Origin of the sequence: Cohnella sp. GCM10027633 (assembly GCF_042675445.1) — a bacterium.
In the GTDB taxonomy this organism is placed as follows: Bacteria; Bacillota; Bacilli; order Paenibacillales; family Paenibacillaceae; genus Cohnella.
Genome location: NZ_JBHTGV010000004.1, coordinates 77309 through 97245, shown reverse-complemented (window position 1 = coordinate 97245; position 19937 = coordinate 77309). Strand labels below are relative to the sequence as shown.

The following is a 19937-nucleotide window of genomic DNA, read 5'->3' as shown; positions in this document are numbered from 1 at the left end:
GAATAAAAGAAGAAAGAGGGAAAATGACGATGCGGCTCCTGACGATCATGCTCATGATCTGCGGTATCTGGGCGTTAGCGCTCTCTCCCGCCGTTAGCGCCATGGGAACCGCGGAAGGAGCCGAGCTATCCTTAACGGATAACGCAAGCAATTATTCGATCAACGCGCGAATGGAAGTGTTGGAAGACGCCGGGCGAATATGGACGATGAGGGATGTGCAATCTCCCGCGATGCAGGAGCAGTTCCAACCGGCGGGAGGGAAGTCTTCCTTCGGCTATTCGTTATCCGCGTATTGGGTCCGCGTCACTCTTAACAACGAATCCTCCAACGATCAATGGGAACTCACCGTCATGAATTCGCTGATGGATACGATCGATATCTATCCTCCGCAACCGCTGATCACGAACAACCGGCTATATCCCTCCTATGAGATCAACTTGCCGCAAGGGCAACAAACGACGATCTACATGCGCTTCGAGACGTACGGTTCGATGATCATTCCGCTTCGGTTAACGGCGCAATCGGCTTTGTATGACACGACATCCAATGAAATGCTGTTCTATGGCATCTACTACGGGATGATTACGGTTATTGCGATGTTCCTGGCCGTGCTCTACTTGTATACTCGCAGTAGCGCTTACTTGTACTACATGCTGAACGTGGCGGTCTTCTGCGCGGTGTTGTTAATCTGGAACGGGTTTACGCTGCCCTTGTTCGGAACGGGTCGATTGACGGGTCAGGGGCTGGGAGCGGGAATATGGCATAGTCCGTCCGCCGTCTACGATTTCTTCTACGTGCTCGGACGCTGGTTCGGGACCTTGTTCCTGGCCAAAATGTTGTTCCCCCGCAATGACTCGCCAACGGCGAAGTGGATATGCCGCGCGATGAACGCGGCTTGTCCGATCCTTGCTATCGGAATCCTATTGTTCTATCCGCTGGGCATGGCGCAATTGTTGTTCTGGTTCAAGTATGTCAGCTTAGTGTTGGCGTTAGTCGTTATCGTTCTCTGCGCGAGACGAGGGGACCGTATAGCTATATATCTAGCGATTCCGAAAATTCCGGTCGTTGCATTCGCGATCGTGCCGAAAGCGCTGCTGCTCTACGGCATTCTGCCCAACAATGTGTTCACGCGGTTCGCTTCGCAATTCGGATTGCTCGGCGACTTCGTATTCATCGCGATCTTGATGTATGCGCTCATGAATCAAATGCGCAAAAAGGAAGAAAACGCGCAGCAAGAGCTGGTGCAGACGCTCTCCGATTGGAACGTGAATTTGAAGAAGACGGTGGACGAGCGGACGGAAAGCTTAAAGCGCGCGAACGACGAACTGACGGCATCGGAAACGTTCCGTTCGCAAACGCTGCAAAATATTTCGCATGACGTTCGCAGTCCTCTCACTTATGTCCAGAGCGGCATCGAAGCGCTCATTCATAAGTTCGAAACGAGACCGGAGCATCAGGAGCGCATATTGCGAAACGTTCATGATAAAGTTCTGGATATCAACCGGTTCATCGACGATTACTTGGCTTTAAGCCGCAGCGAGGTGGCTGCGGGAAGCGCCGATCTGCAGATGGTTATCTTCTATGATTGGTTCGAGGAGATCGGCAAGGAGCTGGCGGCAGACGTCGAATATACCGGACGGCGATGTACGCTGAACATTGCGCCGTTCGGAGCGGATGCGGATGTCTGGATGGACCCGTTCCTCATCAAACGCGTGCTATCCAATCTGGTCGACAACGCTTGCAAGTTCACGCTGCCGGACGGCACGGTCACCCTGCAGGCTTCGCTTGAGAACAATTCGGTCCGGATCATGGTAGGAGATTCCGGTTACGGAATCGGGGCCGAGCAGGCGACGCACATTTTCCGACGGCACTACAAGGATGGCGACGCCAGGGGAAGCGGGCTTGGCCTTGCGATTGCCAAGGAGATCGTCGAACGTCATGGCGGGGAGATTTGGGTGGAGAGCGAGCTGGGTATGGGAAGTCGGTTTTATTTCACGTTGCCAGTCGTCGGGGAAGGGAAATAAACTTGCGCGAGACCGAAAGTCCTTAGGACTTTCGGTCTCTTTTTATCGAATCATGCCGTCGTTTTACCGCGATTTTACCTGAGGCGATTAGGATGTACTCGAACGAATGTCGGCATTTATAGACCAATACAAAGGAAGTGCCAAGTTGAAGAAATCTTTACAGGTTGTAATCGCTATGTTGTTATCTATTGCTTGCTTGTTCGGCGCATCGGGGTTCGTGCTTGCGAAGGCGCCATCGGACATCGAGAATAGCTGGGCGAAGGAAGCCATCACTTCGTGGATGGAGAGAGGATTGGTTAACGGGTACGCGGACGGCAGCTTCAAGCCGGACCGGACGATTACCCGCGCGGAGGTCGTGGCGTTAATCAACCGCGCCTTCGGGATCAAGGGCGGATCGTCTTCGGCATTCACGGACGTACGATCGGCCGATTGGTTCTATAAAGACGTGGTAGCCGCCGCGGCAGCAGGTTATCTGTCGGGCTATAAGGACGGAACCTTCAAGCCGAACGCGAAGGTAAGCCGCCAAGAGCTGGCCGTCATTACGGCGAAGCTGTTGAAGCTGCCTGCTTCGGAATCCTACAAGAGCTTCGATGATACGAAGAGCAGCCCGGACTGGAGCAAGGGCGGCATTGGGGCGGTCATCGACGCGAAAGTGATGAGCGGATTCCCGGATCGGACGTTCCGGCCCCTGAAGCTCGCGACCCGAGCGGAGGTCATCTCCATTCTGGACAAGGCGCTGAAGCTTAGCGGGAAAGTTGTCGCGACCTATGATAAGGCGGGTACTTACGGGCCCGCGCAAGGCAATGAAGTCATCGAAGGGAACGTAGCGATCACCGTTCCCGGCGTCATCCTGCGCAATGTGACGATCAAGGGAGATCTGTTGCTGGCAGCCGGCATCGGCGAGGGAGAAGCGTACCTGCAAGGCGTAACCGTCCATGGCACGACGACCGTAGAAGGCGGAGGCGCGAACAGCGTCCACGTCGAGAACTCGGTGCTGGCGAAGGTTATCGTCGACAAGAAGACCGGTACCGTACGTATCGTCGTGGAAGACGGTACGACGACGGTTCGGGAGATCGTCCTGCAATCCGGCGCGAAGCTGGAGTATAAGGGAGCGGACGGCACCGGTATTCGGACCGTCACGCTGTCGGAAGCGTTGCCGGAGAATAGCAGCGTCATTCTCGTAGGTACGTTCGATGTCGTCAATATTCTGTCCCCCGGGACGAACGTCTCTGTTCCGGAGGGATCGGTGCAGCAGATGAACGTTGCGCCGTCCGCGTCGAACACGAACGTGGATCTCGGCAAGGGCGCGAATATCGTCGCGTTGATCCTGGACGCGATTACGAAGGTGGCGGGAGAAGGTCAAGTCGACAAGGCGACCGTTAACGCGGACGGCTCCGAATTGGCGAAGAAACCGATCACGATCGAGATCAAGGACGGCGTAGTCGCGACCGTAGGCGGAGAGAAAGTCGGTTCCGTGCCGTCGATCGTGGTGCCGACGGGTCCGACTGCGCCGCCGCTGACCGCGGAGGAGACGGCGGCAACGGCCGCCGTAGCCGATGCGGAGTCGACTGTAGCCGGACTGGCAGGGGACGGAACGGATACGCAAGGCGCCATCGATGCGGCTCAGTCTGATTACGACGCGGCATCGGACTTGGTGACGGCGTTGACGAGCGGCACGGTGAAGACGTCGTTGACCAGCAGGCTGAACGCCGCGCAAGCCAAGATCGACGATGCGCAGACCGACTTGAACGCCGTCGCGGCGGCAACGGCGTCGGTAACGGCCGTAGAGACGGCGGCGGCCGGACTGGCGAGCGACGGTACCGACGAGCAAGACGACATCGATGCGGCGCAAGCGGATTACGATACGGCGTCGGATCTGGTGACGGAGCTGACTAGCAGCACGGCGAAGACGGCGTTGTTGACGAGATTGACCGTCGTGCAGGCCACGATCGACGACGCGCAGTCCGACCTGGATGACGTAATCGCGGCAACGGCAGCGATAGTCGCCGCCGAGACGGCGGCAGGCGGTCTGGCGGGCGACGGAACGGACTCGCAAGGCGATATCGATACGTCGCAAGCGAAGCATGATACGGCATCCGGCCTCGTAACGGCGCTGCCGGGCAGCACGGCGAAGACGGCGCTGGCAGCCAGATTGGCGCCCGTTCAAGACTTGATCGACGATGCGCAAGCCGTGGTTGATACCTTCGCGACGGCGTCGGCGTCGGTCGTCGCTTCCGAAACGGCGGCGGACGGATTGGCGGGAGACGGTACCGACGAGCAAGACGACATCGACGAGGCACAAGGCGATCTCGATACGGCATCGGACTTGGTGACGGTGTTGACGGACGGCGCGACGAAGACGGCTTTGGCGACGAGATTGACGGCCGTTCAAGGGATGATCGACGAAGCGCAGTCGAATCTGGATGCAGTAATCGCGGCTGCCGATTCGGTATCTGCCGCGGAGACGTCGGCAGACGGACTGGCGGGCGACGGAACGGACGAGCAAGACGACATCGATGAGGCACGGGCGGATTACGCTACGGCATCGGGCTTCGTGACGGCGTTGCCGGGTAGTACGGCGAAAGCGGCATTGACGACGAGATTGACCGCCGTGTTGGCCACGATCGACGACGCGCAGTCCGACCTGGATGACGTAACCGCGGCAACGGCATCGGTAGTCGCCGCCGAGGCGGCGGCAACCGGATTGGCTGGCGACGGATCCGACGCGCAAGCTTCCGTCGATTCGGCACAGGAGGACCATGATACGGCATCCGACTTGGTGACGGCATTGCCGGCAAGCGGGCTGAAGACGGCGCTGGCGGCAAGACTCGCCACGGTACAGGGTGCAATCGACGCGGCCCAGGATGTCGTCGATGACGTCGTTGCGGCAACCGCATCTGTAGTCGTTGCGGAGACGACGATAGCCGGATTGGCGGGAGACGGAACCGACGCGCAAGGCGACATCGACGAAGCGCAAGTCAATCTCGATGCGGCATCGGCCTTGGTGACGGCGTTGCCGAGCAGCACGGCGAAGACGGCGTTGGCGGGGAGATTGGCGGATGTTCTTGACGCCATCGACGGCGCCCAGAACGGAGCGGACGACGTTATAGACGCGACGGCGTCCGTAGCAGTCGCGGAGACGACCGCGGGCGGGTTGGCAGGCGACGGAACCGATGAGCAAGACGATATCGATGCGGCGCAAGCGGATTACGCTACGGCGTCGGGCTTAGTCACGGCGCTGCCGGGCAGCGCGGCGAAGACGACATTGGCGGGAAGACTGACCGCCGTGCTGGCGAAGATCGACGACGCGCAGTCCGATCTGGATGACGTTATCGCGGCAACGGCATCGATAGTCGTCGCCGAGACGACGGCAGGCGGTCTGGCGGGCGACGGAACGGATACGCAAGGCGATATCGATACGGCACAAGCGAAGCATGATACGGCATTCAGCCTCGTAGCGGCGCTGCCGGGCAGCACGGAGAAGACGGCATTGGCAATCAGATTGACGATCGTTCAGGCGACGATCGACGGCGCGCAGTCCAAGCTGGACGACGTCATCGCGGCGACGGCGCCGGTCGTGGCCGCCGAGACGGCGGCAGCCGGCTTGGCAGGCGACGGTACCGATACGGAGAGCGCCATCGATACGGCGCAAGATGCTCACGACGAGGCATCCGACTTAGTGACGGCGTTGACGAACAGCGCGGCGAAGACCGCGTTGGCGGCGAGATTGTCGGCCGTGCAAGCCGCGATCGATGATGCGCAGACGGATCTGGACGACGTCATCGCGGCGACGGCGGCCGTCGTCGCGGCGGAGACGAGCGCGGACGGATTGCTGGGAGACGGAAGCGACGCGCAGAGCGCGGTCGATACGGCCCAAGCGAAGCACGATACGGCATCGAGTCTGGCGGCGGCGCTTCCGGCCAGCGCGACAAAGACGGCGTTGCAGGCCAGATTGGCAGCCGCCGAATCGACGATCGACGACGCCCAGGCTGTCGTGGATCTCGTCGTCGCCGCAACGGCTGCCGTAGTCGGCGCCGAGACGGCGTCGGGCGGATTGGCAAGCGACGGAACCGACGAGCAAGACGATATCGATGCGGCGCAAGCCGATCATGACGATACATCGGCGCTCATGACGGCATTGCCGGGCAGCACGGCGAAGACGGCTTTGGCAGGCAGGCTGGCGACCGTTCAGGCGTCGATCGACGACGCCCAATCCGATCTGGATGACGTCATTGCGGCGACCGCGGCGGTCGCGACCGCAGAGACGTCGGCAAGCGGACTGGCTGGAGACGGAACGGACGCGCAGGGCGCTATCGATTCGGTTCAAGGGAGTCACGACACGGCTTCGGGCCTCGTCGCGGCATTGCCGGGCAGCACGGCGAAGACGGCGTTGGAAGCGAGACTGGCTACCGTCCAGTCGACGATAGATGACGCTCAGTCGGATCTGGACGCCGTCATCGCGGCGACGGCATCGGTCGTAACCGCCGAAGCTGCAGCAGCCGGATTGCTGAGAGACGGCAGCGATTCGCAAGGCGCCATCGACGCGGCGCAAGTGGCTAAGAATACGGCATCGGGCCTGACGACGGCTTTGCCGGGCAGCACGACCAAGACAGCGCTGCAAGGAAGATTGGCGGCGGTGCAGCCGAACATCGACGGCGCGCAGGACGCCTTGGATCTCGTAGCCGCGGCCGCCGCGAAGGTAACGATCGCCGAGTCGACGGCGGGCTTGCTCGCGGGCGACGGTACCGATACGCAGGCTGCCATCGATGCGGCGCATGTCGACCGTGGCAACGCGACGGTCTTGGTGCTGACGCTACCTGGCAGCACGGCGAAGACGGCGTTGGAAGCTAGATTAACGGCCGTACGATTGACGCTCGAAGAGGCGGAAGCGAATCTGACCGCCGTCATCGCTGCTACGGCTTCCGTCGCGGACGCTGAAGCGGGAGCGACAGCGCTGATCGGGGACGGCACCGACGCGCAGGGTGTCATCGACGCGGCGCAGGCGGCCCAGAATACGGCATCGGGTTTAGTCGCGGCTCTGCCTGGCAGCACGGCGAAGACGGACTTGGAGGATCGATTGACCGTCGCGCAAGCTCTAATCGACAATGCGCAGGGCTCGCTGGATATCGTCGTCGCGCTGGCGGAAGCGCTCGATGATGCGAACGCGCGCGTACAAGTTCAATACACAGCGGCGAGCTGGACGGATCTGCAGGCCGCGTTGGCTCTTCCGGATACGACGCTGTCGGAGAAGGCGGCCAAGGGCATTGCCCTGAATGCCGCGCTGGATAACTTGGTCTTGAGGGTCGTCACGAGCATCGTCATCACGCTGTACTCCGGAAGCAACCCGTTCTTCCTGTCGAGCATCACGGGAGGATTCTACCACCTTACGTTCGGTGCGGCGGTGAAGGACCAGTTCGGCGTGGATATGACGACGGAAGGCATAACGTGGAGCCACGTTAGCCCCACGCCCAACGATCGATTGGAGGATGCTTCCTTCGGCGGAACTCGACCTAACTTCTACGACTTCTTCATCTACGAGAATCTGACTGCTCGCACGGCTACGATTACGGTAACCTCGGTATCGACGCCAAGCGTGCTTGGAACGTACGTCATCGATATTCGGCGGTAATAAAAGTATAGAGCTTCTTAAACAAAAATTAGGAGCCGTTCCTTAGTCATCTACTTCGATGACGTTTGGGGCAGCTCCATTTTTTGTATTTATACGTCAATATTATTCTTTGAGGTAGCCACTTCACTATAACTATCTAGGTCTAGAGTAGTGTGAACTTTATACCTATCGAAATATCAGAAGTTCTGGCAACGACAAAGTTCTACAGTATTCATATTTTTCAAATGAAACTTTATGACTAGTTTGATATGATGATAAAACAATCCATTTATATCCTGCATATGCAACCAACTAGAAATGAAAGGCAGTGATTCGATCATGCGGTTTTCGCTTAGGCGTACGATTCAATCAAGGTTAATGCTGCTAATCCTTGTGTTATGTATGGTAAGTCCAATGATTGCTCCGAAGGTCGCGGAGGCTGCAGTGAGTAATGAGAATTTCGATTCACGATCTCTGAACGTTCTAGTAGGGGGAACTAGCTATACCGTTGACGACTGGGTATTTGGTTCTGATGTAGCGACAACCTTCGCAATGGCGGACTCCCTAGATTTTACCACCTTTTTCAATGTGACCAGCGGAAGGACTTTAATCGTAAATTACTTGGGAGAAGAAAACGTTCAAACTTATTCGATGCGTACATTCGATGGTTCGGCATTCGATCTATCGTCCTTCGATTTAGAAAATTTATTCGGAGGTTCTTCTATTGCACTTACGATTTCCGGATGGCTCGATAGCAGTAAAGTGGCAGAAGAAACCTTTAATCTATCGATTGCCTCCGTTCAGGGGAATGTAGACTATTCCAACGTTGTTCATGATATTGCTAACCGCTATGGCGGGTCGTTCGACTTCGGAGGAGAATTTAACAATATTGATGAGGTCAAATTCGAGTATGTCGGAGCGGCCGGGCTGGGGCTGGACAATATTGTTGCGTCGCCGGCGGCCAGCGGCGGTAGCGATCTAACGGTCTCTGCAAGCGATGTAACGGGAGCCGGAACGGATGGCAAGACAGAGATCAGCGTTGTTGAAACCGTAGGAGCGGGAAACAAATTCGTATACAAGAATTTTGCGGGAAGCTCCGTAATTGTACCGAATGTCGGCAATACGTTGGCGGGCTATGCGGATTTACCCGTCGATGGTATAATCTCCGCTTCCAACGGTGATAAGATTGCGGTTTCGGAAGTCGATACGGCTGGCCAAGTCGTGAAGTTCGGGCAGACGACGGCAGTGGTGGCTGCGGAACCCGGCATTGTGCCGGGCACTGTCACTTTCACAGGCGACGATACTACGATTAATATCGGACAAGTTATCCACGACGGAGACTACGGTTCGACTGACATCGTCGGAATTCTGCTAGATATCTTTAATGCGACTTCGGCTGCTCCGGGTACGCCTACAGGAAGCTTCGTATATGTGAAAGACCTGTATGCTAATCACCCGGGCGATCAATCGGTAGTCGTTCCCATGTCTGAATCTCCTCCTGCAACGACTACAATCTCTAACCCGCCGGATTATACGATTATTACAAGCAACGACGGGAGTTCATTCAGTTTTAAATCTATCTATGTATATGACTACCAAGCCGGTGAGTCGAAGATTAAATTCGAGGGCTTCCGTGATGGCGTATCGACGGGGTCCGTAATCCTAGATATCAACCGGACAAACTATATGGAGACTTTTACGAATTCGAATGGACTTACAGCTTCGATTTTCCAGAATGTTGACGAGATCAGAATGTCCAATGCAGATCCGGATTATGCGAGATCGGGGTCTTATGGCTCCTTTAACGATATTGAAATCGGCGAGCCGGTAATAGAATCGTCCGATAATGAAGCGCCAACGGATATCGTGCTGAGCTCGAACAGCATCGCTGAGAATGCATCGGCGAATACGACTGTCGGCACCTTGACCGCGACGGATCCGAACAGCTCCAGCACGTTCACGTATTCGCTGGTGAGCGGCACCGGTTCGGACGACAACGCGAGCTTCAACATCAACGGCAATGCGCTGCGCGCGACGAGCGCGTTCGATTACGAGACGAAGAACAGCTATAGCGTCCGGATTCGTGTAACGGACAACGGAACGCCGGGGCTGACCTATGAAGAAGCGTTCACGATCAACGTGACGAACGTGAATGAAGCGCCAACGGATATCGCGCTGAGCTCGAACAGCATCGCGGAGAATTCGGCTGCGAATACGACTGTCGGCACCTTAAGCGCGAGCGATGTAGATGCTAGCAGCACGTTCACGTACGAGTTAGTGAGCGGCACGGGCTCTGACGACAACGCGAGCTTTAACATCAGCGGCAATGCGCTGCGCGCGACGAGCGCGTTCGATTACGAGACGAAGAACAGCTATAGCGTCCGGATTCGGGTGACGGATAACGGCACGCCGGGGCTGACTTATGAAGAAGCGTTCACGATTGGCGTGACGGACGTGAATGAAGCTCCATCGGATATCGCGCTGAGCTCGAGCAGCATCGCTGAGGATGCGGCAGCGAATACGATGGTCGGCACCTTAAGCGCGACCGATGTAGATGCTAGCAGCACGTTTACGTATTCGCTGGTGAGCGGCACAGGTTCGGATGACAACGCGAGCTTCAATATCAGCGGCAATGAGCTGCGCGCGACAAATGCGTTCGATTACGAGACGAAGAACAGCTATAGCGTCCGGATTCGGGTGACGGACAACGGCACGCCGGGGCTGACCTATGAAGAAGCGTTCACGATCAGCGTGACCGGGGTGAATGAGGCGCCAACGGATATCGTGCTGAGCTCGAACAGCATCGCTGAGAATGCATCGGCGAATACGACGGTCGGCACCTTGACCGCGACGGATCCGAACAGCTCCAGCACGTTCACGTATTCGCTGGTAAGCGGCACAGGTTCAGATGACAACTCGAGCTTTAACATCAGCGGTAACGCGCTGCGCGCGACGAATGCGTTCGATTACGAGATGAAGAACAGCTACAGCGTCCGAATTCGGGTAACGGACAACGGCACGCCGGGGCTGACCTACGAAGAAGCGTTCACGATCAGCGTGACGGACGTGAATGAAGCGCCAACGGATATCGCGCTGAGCTCGAACAGCATCGCTGAGGATGCGGCAGCGAATACGACTGTCGGCACCTTAAGCGCGACCGATGCAGATGCGAGCAGCACGTTCACGTATTCGCTGGTGAGCGGCACCGGCTCTGACGACAACGCGAGCTTCAATATCATCGGCAATGCGCTGCGCGCGACGAGCGCGTTCGATTACGAGACGAAGAACAGCTATAGCGTCCGGATTCGGGTGACGGATAACGGCACGCCGGGGCTGACTTATGAAGAAGCGTTCACGATTGGCGTGACGGACGTGAATGAAGCTCCATCGGATATCGCGCTGAGCTCGAGCAGCATCGCTGAGGATGCGGCAGCGAATACGATGGTCGGCACCTTAAGCGCGACCGATGTAGATGCTAGCAGCACGTTTACGTATTCGCTGGTGAGCGGCACAGGTTCGGATGACAACGCGAGCTTCAATATCAGCGGCAATGAGCTGCGCGCGACAAATGCGTTCGATTACGAGACGAAGAACAGCTATAGCGTCCGGATTCGGGTGACGGACAACGGCACGCCGGGGCTGACTTATGAAGAAGTGTTCACGATCAGCGTGACCGGGGTGAATGAGGCGCCAACGGATATCGTGCTGAGCTCGAACAGCATCGCTGAGAATGCATCGGCGAATACGACGGTCGGCACCTTGACCGCGACGGATCCGAACAGCTCCAGCACGTTCACGTATTCGCTGGTGAGCGGCACCGGCTCTGACGACAACGCGAGCTTCAATATCAGCGGCAATGCGCTGCGCGCGTCGGATGCGTTCGATTACGAGACGAAGAACAGCTATAGCGTCCGGATTCGGGTGACGGACAACGGTACGCCGGGGCTGACTTACGAAGAAGCGTTCACGATCAGCGTGACGGACGTGAACGAAAACATCGGCTCAGGCTTTCCCCCTGTGACAACACCAGTGGATACGGGAGTAGACGTCCTTGTCAACGGCAAGATCGAGAGCGCAGGAACGGCAACGAAGGGTGAAGTGAACGGGCAACAGGTGATCACTATTGCGGTGGACGAGAATAAATTGCAACAACGACTTCAGGCAGAAGGCAATGGCGCAACGATTACGATACCTGTCTCGACGGGCAATCAAGTGGTTATCGGCGAATTGAACGGTCGCATGGTTAAAAACATGGAGGACCAGCAAGCGATCGTAGAGATCCGCACCGCGAAAGCATCCTATATATTGCCTGCGGGCCAAATTAACATCGATGCCATCTCCGATCGATACGGGACAAATCTCGCCTTGCAGGACATCAAGGTGAAGATTGAAATTTCCGAGCCGGTTAGCGATACGATTCGAGTGGTCGAGGACGCTGCCAACGTTAACGGCTTAACGCTGGTCGTTCCACCGCTCAACTTCAAGGTAAGCTCAGTATATGGCGATCGCACCGAAGAGATTTCCAAGTTTACTGCCTACGTGGAACGGATGGTGGCAATTCCCGAAGGCATCGATCCGAATCGCATAACGACAGGCGTCGTCGTCGAACCTGATGGAACAGTACGTCACGTCCCGACGAAAGTCGTTCAGATCGACGGCATGTACTATGCGAAGATTAACAGTCTGACGAATAGTACCTATTCCGTGGTATGGCATCCGCTGGCATTCGCGGACATGGCGAATCACTGGGCGAGTGATGCAGTGAATAACATGGGCTCGCGGATGGTCGTGCAAGGTGCCGGCGATGGAATGTTCAACCCCGACCGAGATATTACCCGCGCCGAGTTTGCGGCGATCGTTGTGAAAGGTTTAGGTTTGCGGCTGGAAAAAGGGCCAATCAGCTTCGAGGATGTAAAGCAGTCTGACTGGTATGGCAGCGCAGTTCAGACGGCGTACGAGTACCGGTTAATTAACGGATTCGAAGATGGTACGTTCCGTCCGAATGACAAGATTACTCGCGAACAGGCGATGCAGATCGTCGCCAATGCCATGAACCTTACAGGCCTAAGCGATCGAGTTCAGGGTCAACCTGCAGATGTCATGCTTCACTCCTATCGCGATGCCGACGATGTTGCTGCATGGGCGGCGATCAGTACCTCGAAGAGCGTTCAAGCCGGCGTCGTGACGGGAAGAAGCGGCAACAAGCTCTCGCCGAAAGCGAATATAACCCGAGCCGAAGTCGCGGTGATCGTCGAGCGTTTGTTAGAAAAGTCTGATTTGATTTAGAAAAAAATACTGTCACTTTTCGCTGGTCAAGCCCCCATTTAAGGGACAATGAAAAAATACCTAGGCTACAAGCTGGCGCCGGTACTCAACCGGCGTCATTTTTTTGAGTTTTTGTTGCGGTCTAGACTCGTTGTAGAACTTGATGTATATCTCAATTCTCCTTTATGCTCAACAATACTTCGTATATCATACAAGTAGAGCCCTTCCGTTTTGAGATGCGAGAAGAAGCTCTCCATTGAGGCGTTGTCATAACAATTGCCTCGGCGTGACATGCTGATTTGGGCGCCAACCTGTGGCAGCGTGTCGTGGTAAGGGACGTGTATTGGGATCCTTGATCGCTGTGAACGATCAACCCAGACACGTCTTTATGCTTTTCAAAGGCCTTCTCGAAGGTGCTCAGGACGAGTTAATTGTCGTTGAGTACGTCCATGTGGTGGGCGATGATCTCGTTATTGAATAGGTCTTTAATGGTCGAGAGTTAGAGCCAAGTGTCCGCAACGCTATATTGTGTAATATCTGTAACCCATTTTCGATTCGGCGCGTCGGCTTTAAAATGTTCGGTAATGTCCATTCTAAGGGGTGCACTTCATCGCAGGGTGGCGGCTTTATTTTGTGATTTCGACTATATCAATTCCCCGTCCACTCTCCATGAAGGACACTTGATATATTGCTAGATCAGATTGGCGGTGTCGGTCTACGGAGAGTATAAAGTGTTCGCGTATCTGCTCCAACATGCGAGCGAATCCATAGAGGGATGGGCGGGGCAACGCTAGAATTATTTATTTTACGCCAGTACGATTCATAGAAGGAGCTCCGTGAATGTCTGAGAATAAGATGCAAGCCATCATCGGCGATTCGTATACCGACAACCCGATCGTCAATTATTTGAAGTATTGGAGCAATGCGTTCGGAAAACCGACTCACCGCGATGATTGGCGAAGAGAGAATGAACTAGACGTCGTCTGGTTACGCGGAGACCCGCATGACTTGCATGCAGATACGATCTTCTCTCTGTGGATGCCGTTGAAGATGTGCTTGCAATGCGTAGCGGGCGATGTCTTTATCCGCAAAGGGAATAGAGGCATCCCCGCGAAAACACAGGAGCACTATGACGATATCATAGCCAACATAAACAGCTATTTGCCGCGCGCGGATCCGTTAGTAAAAGAGCTCTATCGATTCGCCGAACTAGCATCGACAAGAGCGAACGTGATGCGGTTGCCGAAGAGACGAATGCAAAGCCGCGGCGTGTATTACTTCGATCAAATGCCGAGAACGCTTCATGAATGCTTCGAAGGCGGAAGATTCAGCCCCTATTTTACGAATGACGATGGGGTAAGGGACTGGGTGACATCAGAGAAGTTGTGTATGTTTTTCGCCGGAGAGATTACGCAGGTTAACATCAAACCGTTGATTCCCGGAATGCAATCCTGCGAATCCAAGTGGCTTGTAGAGAGGAATGAAATCCTAAGAATGCTTATTCGGTTTAACGGGATTCTGCTTGCAAGGAACATAGCGCTATCAATCGAGCGTGACAAGAGGGATAAAATGATCCCTAAAAAAATGGACCAACAAGCAGCCAGCGAAATAAAGTTTATCTTACAAAACCTCAACATTAATAATTCGCGCGTTTTGATTGACCTTGAAAAACAAACAGTAAAGGCGCAAGAAGAAGACTATTCGATTGACGATCTATTGGAGGCAGCCGGAACATTAACTCCTGAAAGAGGGAAAGAACTTCTTAATGAAGTAAACAGATCTCGCGAGGACTGGAACTGATGAGTAAAGGGTATCTCTTCGATACGAATATTGCGATTGCAAAGAGATACCGACATGACCTTCGTCCGGAAGGAATTGGATATACCGCTTTTAAATATTTGAACTAAACCAATTAGTGGGCTCTATTCGTTGAATAGGGTCCGCTTTCTTTTTATATGAAACAGAACGCACCCCAACAGAATGCCATTTTCCCGCAAGAGAAGGCACGGCTCCCTTGGTAGACTTACCTTATCACATGGGTCTCCAAGGAAGGGCGAACCAGATTGAGCGAACCGAAAGTTAGATTAGGAGTCATCGGATGCGGGGTCATCGGCAAGCATCATATGCAAGCGGCTCGGGAAGCGGACCGGGTTGAGCTGGCGGGCGTAACGGATCTCGACTTAGAGACGGCGAGGCTTGCAGCCGAGCATTACGGCGCGGATAAGGTGTACGGTACGCCGGAGCAATTAATCGAAGACCCGGGCATTGACGCGGTGGTCCTGGCGGTGCCTACGAATGTCCGTCTGGCGTTGGCTTTGCATGCGTTACGCTGCGGCAAGGACATCTTGGTAGAGAAGCCCGTCGCCATGAAGGAAGAGGAGCTGCACCGGCTGGCGGCCGCGCAAGGGAATCGAACGATCGCCTTCTGCTCGTCTCGGTTCCGGTTCCTGGAGCATGCCGCGGCAGCCGCGAGGTGGATCGAAGAAGGCCATCTCGGGGACATCCGTCTCGTCCGCTGCAGGGTGAACCAACCCGCGGGACGGAAGCCGGAAGCGCCGCTTCCGACCTGGAGGGTGCACCGATCCATTAACGGCGGGGGCATCGTGGCCAATTGGGGGACCTACGATCTGGACTATCTGCTCGGTCTGACCGGCTGGACGTTGAAGCCCCGTTACGTGCTTGGCAATGCATGGGGGATATCGGAATCGATCGCGGATTATTGGCCGGCTGGCGCGGATTCGGAAAGCCACGGAGCCATGTATATCCAATGCGAGTCCGGTGCAGTCCTCGCGTATGAACGTGGAGAGTATATGGCGGCTCCTCGCGAAGAGTCGTGGCAGATTATCGGAAGCGCGGGTTCCGTTACGCTCAAGATGACGTGGCCTAGCGAGAAAATCATCGTGGGCACGACGCTTGATCCGGATGGCGGAGCCGTAACGCGCACGATCTGGGAAGGTACGGAGGATGACGCCTTGATTCATAGCGGACCCGTCTTCGACTTCGCCGGAGCCATTCTGGACAACCGCCCTCCCGCAACGGGGTTGAAGGAAGCGCTGGTCATCCAACGAATCATGGACGCGTTCTATCGATCCGCGGCAACGGGCGGCCCGGTTGCTATTCAAGAGGAAAGGGAGGCGGTCTAGCATGAAATATGCATTCACGACGTTCTCCTGTCCGGATGCCGGCTTGGACGAGGTTCTGCGCATGGCTCGCCGGTATGGCTATGCCGGCATCGAGGTTCGCTGCGGCAGGGAGCAGCGGCACGGCATCGAATTGTCGCTCGCGCCGGAGGAGAGAAGCTCCGTCAAGCATGCCATCGAAGCAAACGGAATCGAATTGGTCTGTATCGGCGTGTCCTGCGACTTCTCCAACGCGGAAACCGTCCGGAACCATATCTCCGAGACGACGGCCTACTTGGAGCTGGCTCGCGATCTGGGCGTACCGTACGTCCGAGTCTTCTGCGGTATCATCCCTCTCGAATCGAGCCGCGCGGAAGCCAGAGAGCGAATCGTCGGCGCTCTGAAGAGTTTGGCGCCCGCGGCCGAGGAGGCAGGCGTGATTATCGCCGTCGAGACCCACGATGACTGGTCGGATCCGCAAGAGATGTCCGCGATCATGAGCGCCGTTGACCATCCTGCCGTAGGCGTCGTATGGGACGTCATGCACACGCTTAGAACCGGACGCGCCTCGATGGAAGAAGCTTACCGGGCGCTGAAGCCTTGGCTTCGTCATGTCCATATCCATGACGGGCTGCTTGACGAGTCGAGGTTGACGTTCCTTCCGATAGGGTCCGGAGAGATCGATCACCGGGCGGTCGTCCGGATTCTAGCAGACCAACAATACGAAGGCTTCCTCAGCGGGGAATGGCTCGATTGGGAGCCGGCCGACATTCATCTCCCCAGGGAGATCGGCGCGATGCGGGCCTACGAATCGGAACGGCGGAATTGAAGCGGTGTCTTGCCGTAATATCTCTTGAACGTACGGACGAAGTAGGATTCGCTCGGATAGCCCGTCTTCCGGGCGATTTCTTGTATGCCTAGGGACGAGGATCGCAGCAGCAAGCCCGCCATGCGCATTCGTTGGGCCAACACGTATTCGGTGATCGTTACGCCGGATGCTTCCTTGAACACGCGGGATACATAGTAAGGCGATAAGTGGAGCGCGTCCGCCAGCCGTTCCAATCGGAATGCCGCATGATAGTGCTCGTCCAACCATTCCCGGATTCGCTCCGCGTGATTGCCGGGCCGTATTGTCTCCTGATCGCGTTCGGACAAAGGAATGATCGTCTTCAGGTGCTGCAGCAGGTACATGAGATAGATAAAGGAGGATTCGGCGGGCGCTTGTCGATCGAAGGACGAATGCGTCCGTCTTTGTTCCGACCACTGCTCGAACAGGAGCTCCAGACTGCGATTGAAGCGCTCCGAACCGGCCAACGCCAACGGGCGATGATCATGATCCAGCAAGCTTCTGAAGAAGGAGCGCAGCTCGGGATACATGCTCCAATAAGGCTCCAGCACCCCCGGGTCCAGAACCAGAACCGTTCGAACGTAAGGCGACTCGGACGAAGCCTTCATCCGGATATGGTGCAATCGAAGGGGTTGGAAGATCGAGATCATCCCCTGATTCAGCTCGAACGTATGCCCGTCGACCTCCAGCATTCCTTCCCCGTTATGCACGTACAAGATCTCGAGTCCCGCATGGGCATGGAACGCCTCGAAGCTAGTATCCGACGATAGTCGATAATGGAACTGCAGCGGCCGCCCCAATAAGTCCAGATGCTCGATCCCTTTCATATGCAGCCACCTCCGTCTATCCGCGCATTTTCAATGTACCAGACGAGAAGACGTTTATATAGAAAATATCATAAAATCAAGAATCGAATCACGTCCTCCGATAGAGCGATCCGGTGCGCTGAACTATAGTTGAGGGGTATACCATGCGTACTCATCGCTTTTACGAAACCGGGAGGCATCGGAGACAATGACTCATCCTTCGATATACGAGCGACTGGCCGACGGCATCCCCGAATTCGGCCATTGGCTCTTTCGCGAAGATCGGGAAGCCGTACGCGGCCGAATTCTGTCGGAGCCCGAATTCGAGCCGATCCTCGAACGATTGGCCGCGGACGGAGAACGGTTCCTCGGGCAGCCGATTGCGGAATTACCCTGGACGCTATTCCGCCGGGTGTGGGAGGACGGCTTCCGCAAAACCTATGAGCCCGTCTACTTCTCCAGAAGACAGCGGCTCACGACGTTCGGCATATTAAGCTGGCTGCAGCCCGATCGCACCGATTACCTGGACGGACTGCTGGATACGGTATGGGCGATCTGCGGAGAGTTCTCCTGGTGCATACCGGTTACTTTCGACAGCCCGCCCGTACGCGGAGACGTTCGTTACTCCGTGCATGAGCCGGACGCGCCGGACTTCGGAATCGCTATCGAGCTGTTCGCGTCGGAGACCGCGTTCGCGCTGGCCGAAGCGATGATGCTGACGGGTCATCGTTGGCCGCAGACGATACGCGATCGCGTGCATAGAGAGGCGAACCGCCGCGTGTTCGCGCCTTTCTTAACGAACGGGTACTTCTGGGAGCACGTGCGCAATAACTGGGCGGCGGTGTGCGCGGGTTCGATCGGCGCTGCGGCCATCTACTTGATCGAGGACAAGCGGGAATTGGCTCTCGTGTTGGACAAGGCGCTGCCGACGGTCGAATTGTTCCTCGAAGGCTACGGAGAAGACGGCGCTTGCTTGGAAGGGTATATGTATTGGGGGTACGGCTTCGGATTCTATACGTATTTCGCGGAGCTTCTCTGCCGGAGAACAGATGGGGCGGTAGATCTGCTCGCCGTTCCCAAGGTGAAGCAGGTCGCCCTGTTCCAGCAACGATGCTTCCTTCAAGGCCGCAAGGTCGTTAACTTCTCCGATTCGCCCGAGGAAGCCGACGTATACATCGGGTTAACCCATGAGATGGCGCGGCGGTTCCCGGAAGCGCAACTCCCGGAATATACGTTCGAAGATAAGCCGGTCTACGACCATTGCGGCAGATGGGCGCCCGCGTTCCGCAATCTGATCTGGTACGAGCCGAGGTCGCGGGGGGCGGGTTGGAAGGAAGAGTCGATCTATCTGGCGGATGCTCAGTGGATGGTGTCGCGTGTCGGAAAAGCGGAAGGGAAGTTCTGCTTCGCCGCCAAGGGAGGTTACAACGACGAGCCCCATAATCATAACGACGTCGGGCATTTCATCGTCATGGCCGGGGAAGAGACGTTCCTGGCCGATATGGGCGCCGGGTTGTATACGAAGCCGTACTTCGCGCCGGCTACGAGGTATTCCTTCATCTGCAACAGCGCCTTGGGGCACTCGGTCCCTATCGTGGACGGGGCTAGCCAGCAGGCTGGGAAGGCTTATCGTGCGACGGTGAGGCAGGCCGAGATTACGGCAGACGTCGATTCGTTCGTCGTGGAGCTGCAGGATGCCTATGAGAAGATCGAGGGACTGGAAAAGCTGCGGCGAAGCTGGACTTGGCGGAAGAGCGGCACTATGCCTAGGTTGGAGCTGGAGGATCGATACGTGTTCTCGGATCGGGCCGGCGCCGAGATAACCGAGCGTTTCATTTGCAAGGTGCAGCCTAAGGCTGCGGGAGCCGGTCGGATCGAGCTGGCGGGCAACGCGTTCAAGCTCGTAATGAGCTATGACGAAGCGCTGATGGAGCCGGTCGTGGAGCCGCTGACGTTCGTGAACCATTTTGGCTTGGAGAAGCCGTACTATGCGTTGGACATGAGGGTACGCGCGACGGGCGAATCGGAGCGAACGCTGCGGTTCGCGTTTCAATTCGAACCGACGGCTTAACGGGCCCCGCGTTTTCTCCGATGGTACACGAACCAGCCTAATCCGATTAGCAGCAGCGCCAGCAAGCCGCCGAGCGCGATAATATAAGACATATGGACGAAGCGTTCGCTCATAGCATGGCCTCCTCGCCGATGAGGATGATTTAACCAATAGGATGGAACGCCGGCGAGGGGATTATGCAAGCAATAAGGGTATTC

The 19937-nt window shown here is 56.3% G+C and carries 10 protein-coding genes; 7 read left to right on the top strand and 3 right to left on the bottom strand.

The genetic code is table 11. From position 1 onward, the window contains the following. Window positions 1-23 precede the first annotated feature (23 nt). From ACFQZG_RS11995 to ACFQZG_RS11985, 3 genes are all read left to right on the top strand, one after another. Window positions 24-2024, top strand: coding sequence for a sensor histidine kinase (locus ACFQZG_RS11995; protein WP_378152718.1), 2001 nt, complete (start codon window positions 24-26; stop codon window positions 2022-2024). 175 nt (window positions 2025-2199) lie between these two features. Beyond that, the gene (locus tag ACFQZG_RS11990; RefSeq protein WP_378152716.1) at window positions 2200-7653 is read left to right on the top strand and encodes an S-layer homology domain-containing protein; all 5454 of its coding nucleotides are present in this window, start codon (window positions 2200-2202) and stop codon (window positions 7651-7653) included. A gap of 423 nt (window positions 7654-8076) precedes the next feature. Further along, window positions 8077-12918, top strand: coding sequence for a cadherin domain-containing protein (locus ACFQZG_RS11985; RefSeq protein WP_378152714.1), 4842 nt, complete (start codon window positions 8077-8079; stop codon window positions 12916-12918). Window positions 12919-12978: 60 nt separating this feature from the next. Here the strand turns inward: ACFQZG_RS11985 and ACFQZG_RS11980 are convergent, their stop codons facing one another. After that, a complete protein-coding gene (locus ACFQZG_RS11980) occupies window positions 12979-13062 on the bottom strand; it encodes an IS3 family transposase (protein WP_378153334.1) in 84 nt (27 codons plus the stop codon). Between the two features lie 675 nt (window positions 13063-13737). Here ACFQZG_RS11980 and ACFQZG_RS11975 point away from each other — a divergent pair. The 3 genes from ACFQZG_RS11975 (at window position 13738) to ACFQZG_RS11965 (ending at window position 16845) form a co-directional block, all read left to right on the top strand. Next, a complete protein-coding gene (locus ACFQZG_RS11975; protein ID WP_378152712.1) occupies window positions 13738-14697 on the top strand; it encodes a hypothetical protein in 960 nt (319 codons plus the stop codon). Between the two features lie 263 nt (window positions 14698-14960). Then, the gene (locus ACFQZG_RS11970) at window positions 14961-16040 is read left to right on the top strand and encodes a Gfo/Idh/MocA family protein (protein WP_378152710.1); all 1080 of its coding nucleotides are present in this window, start codon (window positions 14961-14963) and stop codon (window positions 16038-16040) included. 1 nt (window position 16041) lies between these two features. Continuing rightward, window positions 16042-16845: a sugar phosphate isomerase/epimerase family protein gene (locus tag ACFQZG_RS11965; protein WP_378152708.1), complete on the top strand. Its 804-nt coding sequence runs from the start codon at window positions 16042-16044 to the stop codon at window positions 16843-16845. On the opposite strand, the gene ACFQZG_RS11960 is transcribed toward ACFQZG_RS11965, so the two are convergent. Continuing rightward, a complete protein-coding gene (locus ACFQZG_RS11960) occupies window positions 16821-17690 on the bottom strand; it encodes an AraC family transcriptional regulator (protein ID WP_378152706.1) in 870 nt (289 codons plus the stop codon). The two genes, ACFQZG_RS11965 and ACFQZG_RS11960, sit on opposite strands and share 25 nt — an antisense overlap. Before the next feature lie 187 nt (window positions 17691-17877). Here ACFQZG_RS11960 and ACFQZG_RS11955 point away from each other — a divergent pair, with 187 nt between their 5' ends. Continuing rightward, window positions 17878-19740 (top strand): heparinase II/III family protein, encoded by a 1863-nt coding sequence (locus ACFQZG_RS11955; RefSeq protein ID WP_378152704.1) that lies wholly within the window; start codon window positions 17878-17880, stop codon window positions 19738-19740. Here ACFQZG_RS11955 and ACFQZG_RS11950 read toward each other — a convergent pair. Further along, window positions 19737-19853, bottom strand: coding sequence for an LPXTG cell wall anchor domain-containing protein (locus tag ACFQZG_RS11950; RefSeq protein ID WP_378152702.1), 117 nt, complete (start codon window positions 19851-19853; stop codon window positions 19737-19739). The genes ACFQZG_RS11955 and ACFQZG_RS11950 overlap by 4 nt on opposite strands. Between the last annotated feature and the right edge of the window lie 84 nt (window positions 19854-19937).

Bases quoted from the DNA above. Each gene is read 5' to 3' on its own strand.
- ACFQZG_RS11995 (WP_378152718.1), top strand. From the start codon at position 24: ATGACGATGCGGCTCCTGACGATCATGCTCATGATCTGCGGTATCTGG.
- ACFQZG_RS11990 (WP_378152716.1), top strand. From the start codon at position 2,200: ATGTTGTTATCTATTGCTTGCTTGTTCGGCGCATCGGGGTTCGTGCTT.
- ACFQZG_RS11975 (WP_378152712.1), top strand. From the start codon at position 13,738: ATGTCTGAGAATAAGATGCAAGCCATCATCGGCGATTCGTATACCGAC.
- ACFQZG_RS11965 (WP_378152708.1), top strand. From the start codon at position 16,042: ATGAAATATGCATTCACGACGTTCTCCTGTCCGGATGCCGGCTTGGAC.
- ACFQZG_RS11960 (WP_378152706.1), bottom strand. From the start codon at position 17,690: ATGAAAGGGATCGAGCATCTGGACTTATTGGGGCGGCCGCTGCAGTTC.
- ACFQZG_RS11955 (WP_378152704.1), top strand. From the start codon at position 17,878: ATGACTCATCCTTCGATATACGAGCGACTGGCCGACGGCATCCCCGAA.
- ACFQZG_RS11950 (WP_378152702.1), bottom strand. From the start codon at position 19,853: ATGAGCGAACGCTTCGTCCATATGTCTTATATTATCGCGCTCGGCGGC.